This window comes from Brevirhabdus sp. (assembly GCF_052826345.1).
Genome location: NZ_JBRBUA010000003.1, coordinates 1 through 9,284, shown reverse-complemented (window position 1 = coordinate 9,284; position 9,284 = coordinate 1). Strand labels below are relative to the sequence as shown.

General features: G+C 64.2%; 9 protein-coding genes. 6 read left to right on the top strand and 3 right to left on the bottom strand.

Going from position 1 to position 9,284, the window contains the following annotated elements; genetic code table 11:
- The 6 genes from ACU0BR_RS00100 to ACU0BR_RS00075 form a co-directional block, all read left to right on the top strand.
- The coding region (locus ACU0BR_RS00100; protein ID WP_446154800.1) for a TonB-dependent receptor domain-containing protein at positions 1 to 446 on the top strand (446 nt) is incomplete at its 5' end.
- 26 nt (positions 447 to 472) lie between these two features.
- The gene (locus ACU0BR_RS00095) at positions 473 to 1,246 is read left to right on the top strand and encodes a sulfite exporter TauE/SafE family protein (protein WP_446154799.1); all 774 of its coding nucleotides are present in this window, start codon (positions 473 to 475) and stop codon (positions 1,244 to 1,246) included.
- An 89-nt stretch (positions 1,247 to 1,335) separates the two neighbouring features.
- Entirely contained in the window at positions 1,336 to 2,025 is a 690-nt protein-coding gene (locus tag ACU0BR_RS00090) for a DUF2490 domain-containing protein (RefSeq protein WP_446154798.1), read from the top strand.
- 88 nt (positions 2,026 to 2,113) lie between these two features.
- Complete coding sequence (locus ACU0BR_RS00085; RefSeq protein WP_446154797.1) at positions 2,114 to 2,530, top strand: hypothetical protein; 417 nt, start codon at positions 2,114 to 2,116, stop codon at positions 2,528 to 2,530.
- 185 nt (positions 2,531 to 2,715) lie between these two features.
- Positions 2,716 to 3,039 (top strand): UrcA family protein, encoded by a 324-nt coding sequence (locus tag ACU0BR_RS00080; RefSeq protein ID WP_446154796.1) that lies wholly within the window; start codon positions 2,716 to 2,718, stop codon positions 3,037 to 3,039.
- 101 nt (positions 3,040 to 3,140) lie between these two features.
- Positions 3,141 to 4,805: a tetratricopeptide repeat-containing sulfotransferase family protein gene (locus ACU0BR_RS00075; RefSeq protein WP_446154795.1), complete on the top strand. Its 1,665-nt coding sequence runs from the start codon at positions 3,141 to 3,143 to the stop codon at positions 4,803 to 4,805.
- A 54-nt stretch (positions 4,806 to 4,859) separates the two neighbouring features.
- Here the strand turns inward: ACU0BR_RS00075 and ACU0BR_RS00070 are convergent, their stop codons facing one another.
- The 3 genes from ACU0BR_RS00070 to ACU0BR_RS00060 all read right to left on the bottom strand — a co-directional run.
- Positions 4,860 to 7,235: a TonB-dependent receptor gene (locus tag ACU0BR_RS00070; RefSeq protein WP_446154794.1), complete on the bottom strand. Its 2,376-nt coding sequence runs from the start codon at positions 7,233 to 7,235 to the stop codon at positions 4,860 to 4,862.
- A gap of 285 nt (positions 7,236 to 7,520) precedes the next feature.
- Positions 7,521 to 8,516, bottom strand: coding sequence for a sterol desaturase family protein (locus ACU0BR_RS00065; protein ID WP_446154793.1), 996 nt, complete (start codon positions 8,514 to 8,516; stop codon positions 7,521 to 7,523).
- Positions 8,517 to 8,899: 383 nt separating this feature from the next.
- Positions 8,900 to 9,284, bottom strand: a 385-nt coding sequence (locus ACU0BR_RS00060) for a YncE family protein (RefSeq protein WP_446154792.1), incomplete at its 5' end; no start/stop codon positions are given.

Here is a 9,284-nt window from a genome sequence, read left to right as displayed (position 1 = left end):
CGGGCGGCACGACCGCGGCGGAAGGGCAGGCCCCCAGCGCGCCGCGCACGCCGGGCGGAATCAGCCCCGCCAATTGCGACATATCGGGCCAGCGCCTGCCCGGCGTGTCGAAATGGGCGCTGTCATACGGGGCGGAGGGCAATGTGCCGGCGGTGCTGCTGGGTCTGGACGGGGCGGTCTATCTGGGGGTCGACGGCAATTACCGCTCGCGCTTTTCCAGCAATCCGACGCCGTCCGAATACACATGGGTCGATGGCTATGCGCTGATCAATCTGCGCGCTGGGTTCCGGGCCGACAATGGGCTGCAAGTCTTCGGCTGGGTCCGCAATGTCTTCGACAAGGACTACTTCGAACAATTGCAGGTCCCCGGCGGCAACACCGGGCTGATCGTCGGCACGCCGGGCGATCCGCGCACCTATGGCCTGACCGTCCAGCACGTCTTCTGATCTTCCGTAACGGAGAGGACCTCCTCATGTTCGACATCTCCCTCACTTTCGCCGATATCTGGCCCTTCATCCTTGTCGGGTTCGGCGCGCAGATCATCGATGGCGCGCTGGGCATGGCGTTCGGCGTGCTGTCGCAGACCATGCTGGTCAGCCTGATGGGCATGCCGCCTGCCGCGGCCTCTGCCACCACCCATTTGGTCGAGATGTTCACCACCGGCGCGTCGGGCGTGAGCCATATCTGGCAGCGCAATGTCGACTGGGGGCTGTTCCGCAGGCTGGTGCCGTTCGGCGTGCTGGGCGGGATCGGCGGCGCCTATCTTTTGACCAGCATCGACGCTTCGGCGGCAAAGCCCTTCGTCATGGCCTATCTGGCGGGCGTGGGCGTCTATCTGTTCGTGAAAGCGGTGCGCATGGCGAAACCCCGGTTCGAGGATCCGCGCATGACGCGTCCGCTGGCGATGGTCGGCGGCTTCCTCGATGCCGCGGGCGGCGGCGGATGGGGGCCGGTGGTGACGTCGAACCTGCTGGTGCAGGGCGGCGATCCGGTCAAGGTGGTCGGGACGGTCAACACGGCCGAGTCCCTGCTGGCGGTCGCGATCTCGGTGTCCTTTATCGCCACGCTGGGGCTGACGGCGTTCGGGGTGGCGGCGGTCGGCATGATCATCGGCGGCGTCATTGCCGCGCCTTTCGGAGCGGTTCTGGTCAAGCGCGTGCCGCCGCGCGTCCTGCTGTTCGCCGTCAGCATCGTGCTGGTCGCCACCAGCGCCTATAGCGCTCTGCGCGGATGGGGGGTGATCTGACCCAATGGGCAATGCGGAGGCGGCGGGATTGCGGGGTGCAGGACCCCTGCCTATAGGGCCCTTCCCCCGCCTCTTTCAGGTTGCCAATGATGTTCAAGCACGAATTCGCCCGCGGTCTTGCCGCCCTGTCCGCCGTATTTTCCGCCGCCTTGGGCTTCGCCGCCCCGGCCAGTGCGACGGAGGACGACTTCAACATCTGGCTGGGCCAGTTCGCGACCATCGATGCGGCGGAGGACATCTATGTCCGGGTGGAAGCGCAGGAGCGTTTCACCAATGATGCCGACCGACTGGGCCAGTTGCTGCTGCGTTCGCTGGTTGCCTACCGTTTCGACGACAAGGTCAATGCGGGCGTGGGTTATGCCTATGTGCTGACCGATCCGGTCGGGCCGGTCGAGCTGAACGAGCACCGGCTCTACCAGGAGCTGAACGTCCGGCTGATCGAGAGCGACGGCATCACGCTGGATTCGCGCACCCGGCTTGAGCAGCGGTTCTTCGAGGAGCGCGGCGGGACCGGCTGGCGGGTGCGGAACATGCTGCAGCTTCGCGTACCGGTGACGCCGCGCAACCGGATCGTTGCCTATACCGAGCCCTTCGTCGACCTTAACGAGACCAGCGTGCAGCGCGGCGGCCTGTCGGTGTGGCGCAATTTCGCCGGGCTGTCTTTTCCGGTGGCGCAGGGGATCGACGTGGTGCCGGGCTATCTCAACCAGCATGTCTTCCGCGATGGCGAGGACCGTTCGGACCATGTCGCCAACGTGAACCTGTTCATGGCGTTCTAGCGGACGGGTCCGGACCGGAGTCCGCGCCGGGCGGGGGGGTGTCAGAATGGACACTTGTTGCCTTTCGCACCCGCAATATGATCTGCCCATGATAGTTTTCCGTCCTGCCGCCCCGCTTGTCCGCATTCCGTTTCGCGCCGTGGCGCTGGCTGCGCTTGCGATGGCGGGTCTCGCAGCGCCAGCGCAGGCTTCGGACGAGACGAGCACGCGTCTGGTACGCTGCGGCGGGGACAGCTGTCTGCAGGTATCCGGATATCGCGCCAATCCGTCGGCGCAGGTGCGCATCAACGGACGGCTGGTGCCGGTGCAGGGTGACAAGGGTTGGAAGGCGAGCTTGCCGCTGGAAACCCTGCGCGAATGGACCGCACCCAGCGCGCGGAGCATCGAAGTATCGCTGCACGAAACGCAGGAACAGGCCGAATCGGTTGAGCGAGTCGCGCTTCCCATCGGTGTTCTGGGCGATTCAAGCAATCTCGGCTCGCTGGAGGTGCGCGCGCAGTGGTGACGCGAAATGCGCTTTGATTAGCGTGGTTTGCGCCTGAATTGAACATAGGCTTCCGTCCCTGAAGAGGGGTGGTCGCTGCTGAAACCGACGTTTTTCCGTGGATTCTTGCCAGATTCCGCGCGATCGTCTATTGCGGATGAGAACCGCCCGAGAGCGGTATTGAAACCAGTTCGCAGGAGACGATGATGAAGAAGGCCCTTTTGGCACTAGCCGCGCTCGGCATGGCGACGTCCGCTGCCGCCGCAACCGGCGATCCTTTCGTAGATGAAACCGCGACCCTGCGCCTCGACGGGCTCGACCTGTCGACCGTGGAAGGACAGCAGCGTCTTGCCATTCGCATGGACGATGCCGCCCGCGCCGTCTGCGGTAACGGTCTGGCGAAGGTGCACCTCGCCGTGGCCGCCGAAGCGCGCCAGTGCCAGGCTGCCGTGAAGGAGGATATCCGCCTTCAGATCGAACAGCGCATGGCGCGCAGCGACACGCCCGTTCGGGTGGCGTCGGCTCGCTGATGCAATACGGCTGATCCCGGCCCCTTTCGACAGGGGCCGGGACGCCGGATTTCCCGACGCGGCATTTGCCTGACGGCACATTGCTGCATAGGGTGACGGGCATGGATCCCGCGCCCGACAAACGCCCGAATTCCCGGCCCAATTCCGCCCCGAATTCTGGCCCGAATGCTGGCCTAGACGCTAACCGGGCCGCGACACCCCAGATCCACCCATCCGAAACGCAGGCACGCGCGGCGCTGAAGCGCGGCGACTTGCAGGCTGCCGCCACGGCCGCGAAAGCGCTGGTCGATGCGGAACCGGATCGGCCCGAGGGCTATTTCCTGCTGGGCATGATCGCCGCCGAAGCGGGTCAGGTCGCCAAGGCCGTGCCGCTGATTCAGGCGGCGGTCCAGCGCGGGCCGCAGGCGGAACATCTTGCTCAGCTTGCCCGACTGCTGATCCTGCTGCGCCGCGACGGCGAAGCGGCAGAGGCGGCGCGGCGCGCATTGGCGCTGGAATCGCAGGATGCCCGCAGCCTCGACACCATCGGCTGCGTGCTGGCCCGCCTGGGTGAGCACGAGGCATCGGTCGCGCCCTTCACCGCCGCGGTCGAGGCGGAGCCGGACAATATCGACTATCGCTACAATTTGGCGGCCGCGAGCGGGTTTACCGGGCGGAACGAGGATGCGCGCCGTCATTACGAGGCGATCATCGCCGCCGATCCGGGCAATGCCCGCGCGCATTACGCGCTGGCCATATTGTCGCGCCAGAGTGCGGATTCCAACCATATCCCCCGGCTGAAGGCTGCGCTGGCCAAGGCCGCGACGCCCGGCGACGCATTGCGCATCCGCTATGCGCTGGCCAAGGAGATGGAGGATGTCGGCGACGCCGAGGCGTTCGCGCATCTTGCCGCCGCCAATGCCGGGCAGAAGCGCGAGCTGCGCTATGATTTCGCGCAGGACGCGGCCATTTTCGATGCGATCGAGGCCGCGTTTTCGGGCGCGGTGCCCGCTGGCGATGGCAACCCCGACCCCTCACCCATCTTCGTCGTCGGCATGCCGCGTACTGGCACCACCCTGGTCGACCGCATCTTGTCGTCGCATCCCGATGTGACATCGGCGGGCGAGCTTCAGGCGATGCCTCTGGCGGTCAAGCGCCTGTCGGGCACGCGGTCGCGCACCATCGTCGATCCCGAAACCGTGCGGCAGAGCATGCAGGCCGATCCCGCCGCCATCGGCAGCGCCTATCTGGCGCAGGCGGGTCATCATCACGCGGGCGAAACGCCGCGCTTTACCGACAAGCTGCCGGCCAATTTCCTTTATGTCGGCCACATCGCGCGCGCCCTGCCCCATGCGCGGATCGTGTGCCTGCGCCGCAATCCGATGGATACGGTGTGGAGCAACTTCAAGAATCTGTTCGCCAGCGAGTCGGCCTATTACGCCTATTCCTACGATCTGATGGACACTGCCCGTTACTATGCGCGGTTCGACCGGCTGATGGCCTTGTGGGACCGGCTGTTTCCGGGCCGCGTGCTGTCCCTGTCATACGAAGGGCTGGTGGCCGATCAGGAAGGGCAGACGCGCCGCCTGCTGGATCATTGCGGGCTGACGTGGGACGCCGCCTGCCTGTCGTTCCACGAAAACACCGCCGCCGTCGCCACGCCCAGTGCGGCGCAAGTGCGCCGTCCGATCAATGCCGACGGGGTGGGCAAATGGCGCACCCATGCCGAGGGGCTGGAACCGGTACGGGCATGGCTGGCGCAGCAGGGCTTCGACGTTTCCGCATAAGAAGAAGCCGCCCACCCCTTGGGGCAGGCGGCCTCTTCCTCCACGACATTCAGATCAGAAGCGGAAACGGCCCTCGACACCCACGGTGCGCGGGTTGAGCACGACATTGCGGTAATAGCGTAATTGCACGCCGTCGTTCAGGCCGATGCGCGAACGGTCGTTGGCGACCGACACCACGGCGTAATTGTCGAAGATATTGTCCGCGAACAGGTTCACGCTGAACACGTCGGTTTCATAGCCGATCGTGGCGCGGTGGGTGACGAAGCTGTGCAGCTTGTCGCCATAGGCGCGGTCCCAACCGAGGCGGGTGACGACATTGCCGCGATAGACCGCGGTCCAGTTCGCCCGGATATCGCCCTCGCCCATCGGCATGATATAGGTCGCCCCAAGCGTGCCCGAGTTCCGGGGCGAACCCGGCAGCCGGTCCCCGTCACGCGCGATCAGCTTGATCGGCGAGCTGGGATAGACGCCCGGAGGATCGTTGACCGGGATAAGGCCGTCCAGCGAGTCGACCACGCCGTCGCCGTTCGAGTCCACGTCCTCGGTCAGCTCGGCATCGGTGTAGGAATAGGTGCCCTGAATCGACAGCTCGGGGATCGGGCGGAACTGGAACGATCCTTCAAAGCCCTTCGATTCCGCCGCGCCCGCGTTCACGGTGATGCCGGTCACGCCATAGGTGGTGGCCGATGCGACCTGCAGACCTTCCCAGTCGATCTTGAACACGTTGAAGTTCAGCGTCAGCATCCGGTCGAACAGCTGGCTGCGGATGCCGATCTCGATATTCTTGGTCGTGTCGGGACCGTACTGGATCTCGTTCGGCAGTGCGCAGATAACCTGCGGACCGTCATACTGGGACGGGTCCTGCGGAATGCTGGGATCGCAAGGCGCCACCCGGTTCGGGCCGCCGATGCGATAGCCCTTGGAGTAGGTGCCATAGAGCATAAGGTCGGGCGTGATGTCGATCGAGCTGTTGAACTTCCAAACCCAACCGTCCTGACCGCCCTCACCGCCATTGGCCGGCAGGTCATACGGGCTGAGCGGATCGCCCAGCAGCGGCAGTGCCGCCGCACCCGCGATTTCCGACGTATAGTCGAAATAGCGCGCTCCGCCGGTGATCTGGAAGATATCGATGGGCCGAATGGTGGCTTCGCCGAAGATCGCCTTTTCGGTCACCTTCGAGGTGATGTAGCTGACATATTCCAGATATTCCGGATTGGTTTCCGGATCGCCCCACGGATGGTTGGGCGTGCGCTCGGCATAGTCGCTCTGGTACTTGTTCTCGTTGTAGAAGCCGCCCAGCACCCAGCTCAGCGGTCCGCCGTGGGTGGACACGAAACGGATCTCGGCATTGACCTGCTCGCGCTTGGTATCGGACTCGTTCCAGGCCGAGAAAGCGGGATAGAGTTCGTAGCCATAGTCGAGGTCGAGCAGCAGGTCGGTCACGTCGCCGATGGCTTCGGTGTTGACCTCGGTATAGGCGCCGGTCGCGACAACGTCGAAGATATCGGCGATATTGGCGTTGACTTCCGCGGCCGCCAGATGGGCTTCGCGGGTGGTCGGCTCTTCGAAGCGGCTGGCGTTTTCGTAGAGGCCGGTGCCCAGCACGCCATTGCTGTTGGCCTGCGCGCCGCCCGTCTTCGTCTCCTGATAGGCATAGGTCAGGAAGAGTTTCAGATCCTCGCTGGTCTGAAGCAGAAGCTGGTTGCGGCTGGTGAAGGTCTTCTCATAGTTGAGATCCTTTGCCCGACGCAGATTGGCGCCATAATCCTCGCGGTTGACGACATCGGGGCCGCTGGGCTGCGGCAGCGAGATGCCCGGTTCCTGCACGATGAGCGGATAATCGATGAAGCCGGCTTCGGAATAATAGCCGGTCGCCGTGCGGAAGGCGATGTGGTCGCGCACGATCGGAATGTTGAGGGTGAAGTCGCCCTGATAACCGAAATCGTCGCTGTGCGACATGGCATAGCCGCGGCCGTGGACCTCGCCCTCGATCACGTCGGTGTTGGGGCGGTTGGGGATATAGCGGATCGCACCCGACAGCGTGCCGAGGCCATAGAGCGTGCCCTGCGGTCCGAGCAGCGTCTCCACACGCTCGAGATCGAGCAGCTTGAAGTCGAAGTAGAGCGGGACCTCGCCCATGTAGACGCCGAGCGAGCTGTTGTAGTTCGACCCGAAATCGTCGGTGTCGCTGGCGCTGAGACCGCGCAGCACGATGTCGCCGGTCGATCCCGGACCGGTGTCGAGCACGGTCATGCCCGGCGTGAAGTCGGCGATGTCGCGCACGTCCTGCATGCGCTGCGCCGCGATTTCCTCCGCGCCGATGGCCGAGATGTTGATGGGCGTGTCCTGGATGGTCGTGCTGCGGCGGGTGCCGGTGACGATGATCGCGTTCTCGTCCTCGATCATCGCGGTTTCGGTCGGCGCATCCATGGCGTCCTGCGCGGCCGCCTGGGTTGCGAAGGCACCGCCCGTCAGCATTGTCGCAGAAAGAAGACCCAAGCGTAGTTTCGCGCAATAATTCATCTGTTACCCCCTCATTGGGTTAAAACTTCCCCGCGCCCTGACGCGGGGTCAAAGCTGGTATTCCTTCGATTTCAGGACCTTGCGTTCGCCCGTGCTGCCGCTTTTGCGGCTTGTGCCCGTGCCCGCCGTGCTGCCCGCCTGTCCATTGGCCGGGCTGTGCGATCCGGTACTCTTCCTGCGGCCCGGCGGGGTTCAACCCGCCGAGGGTGTTGACTTGTCCTTCCCGCCTTCGTCGCGGCCGGCCTTGAAACGGTCGATCACGGGCTGGAAGGGAAACATGAATTGTTCGTAGATCGACAGACGCCTGCGGTCGTCCTGCCCGACGATGGCAGATTCGCCGTCGCGATAGGTGCCGAAGATGCGGTCGAAAACGATGATCGAATTGCCATAGTTGCAGCGCGTATCCTCATAGCTGAGCGCCGTGTGATGCAGGCTGTGATGCCGGATCGTGGTGAACAGGAATGAGTAGAACAGCGGCGGGTTCGACCGGACATTGGCATGGGCAAAGCCCGAGATGACGCCGCCCATGTTGATCGCGCAGAAGATCGCGGCCAGGCTGAAATCGAACAGCGCGACGACGCTGAGGCTGATCAGCACCAGCTCGATCGGGTTGCCGACCGCGCCTTTCAGCGCGTTGAGCTGTGTTACGTGGTGGTGCGGCGCGTGGGTCAGCCACAGCGGATACACGTTGTGCATCAGGCGATGCATCCAATACTGGCCGAATTCGACCAGCATGATCACCATCAGCGCCTGCACCACGAAGGGCAGTTCCATCAGCCACGGCGTGGCGATGCCAAGCCGTTCCTTCAGCGCCATCAGCGGCTCGTCCGCGATCTTGGTCGCGGTCCAGCCGACCACGGTGTACATCAGCACGGTGTAGAAGACGTCGGTCGCGAATTCGCGGCGGTTGATGCGCCAGCCTTCGTGCCGTTCGAACAGGAATTCGAGGCCCTGGATCCACGCCATGATCGCGACGGCGACGATGACGAGCGTATAGGGTGCCTCTACCCAGGCGTCGGGGGCGAAACCCCAGAAGGCGACGACGGCGGCAAGGGTGAAGGGCGGGATCAGGTTGACGATCGTCGTCCGCACCTTCGCGCCGGGCGCTGCATCCGATGCTGCCTGCGCGGCGGGATCCGCCTGCGAAGCGGAGGAACGATGCGTGCTGCCATCTTGCGGCTGGTGCATAGAAAACCTCCTTATCGGGCCGCGAACGGCCCAATGTCGAAATTCCTCTGCCCAGTGGCTTTGCGTCGTTCTTTAATGCGACGAGAGACAAGGTATAGATATTACCAAAAGCGTCAAGCGTATTAAATCAGCAATGCTGCAACTGCGTTGTCCGGCAACAAATGTCTGCACCGCAAGGATTTTCGCTGTTTTGCGTGTGATACGGGACCGGGGCAACAGGGCATTTCGGGCGCATCGATAGTAGCAATGCTGCAACATTACCCGCCTAGCGGGGCGAATCGCGGGAAGATTATATCCTTCCCCCTCCCCAGCCGCCGGACCCTCAAACGAAAACACCCGGACATTGGCCCGGGTGTTTCCTGTCTTCGGTCTGAGGGGTGCGGTCACTCCTCCGCGGCAGCGGCAGGTTCGGACCACCATGACAGGGTTTGGTTGTCATGCGCCGACGTCCAGATGCCCGCATCGGTATAGCGCAGCGCGCCGCTGCCAGCCGCCGCGCCTGCGCGCGTGACGACCTGCATGGTCGCGGGATCGATCTTGGCGAAAGTCTGGTCGTCGGTGGTACGCAGCCAGACCGCGCCGCCGCCGACGTCGATATCGCCATAGATCAGGTTCTCGCCGACCTTTATCCGGCCGACCAGCTCCATCGTTTCGGGATCGACCCTTGCGACGGTGCCGTCGCCCTGTTCCTGCACCCACACCCCGCCTTCGCCTGCGGCGAGGAAGCCCGGCTGCTTGCCCAGCGATACCTTGCCGACAACTTCATTG

Excerpts from the sequence above, each read along its gene's own strand:
- ACU0BR_RS00095 (WP_446154799.1), top strand. The coding sequence starts at position 473 with ATGTTCGACATCTCCCTCACTTTCGCCGATATCTGGCCCTTCATCCTT.
- ACU0BR_RS00085 (WP_446154797.1), top strand. The coding sequence starts at position 2,114 with ATGATAGTTTTCCGTCCTGCCGCCCCGCTTGTCCGCATTCCGTTTCGC.
- ACU0BR_RS00065 (WP_446154793.1), bottom strand. The coding sequence starts at position 8,516 with ATGCACCAGCCGCAAGATGGCAGCACGCATCGTTCCTCCGCTTCGCAG.
- ACU0BR_RS00090 (WP_446154798.1), top strand. The coding sequence starts at position 1,336 with ATGTTCAAGCACGAATTCGCCCGCGGTCTTGCCGCCCTGTCCGCCGTA.
- ACU0BR_RS00075 (WP_446154795.1), top strand. The coding sequence starts at position 3,141 with ATGGATCCCGCGCCCGACAAACGCCCGAATTCCCGGCCCAATTCCGCC.
- ACU0BR_RS00070 (WP_446154794.1), bottom strand. The coding sequence starts at position 7,235 with ATGGATGCGCCGACCGAAACCGCGATGATCGAGGACGAGAACGCGATC.
- ACU0BR_RS00080 (WP_446154796.1), top strand. The coding sequence starts at position 2,716 with ATGAAGAAGGCCCTTTTGGCACTAGCCGCGCTCGGCATGGCGACGTCC.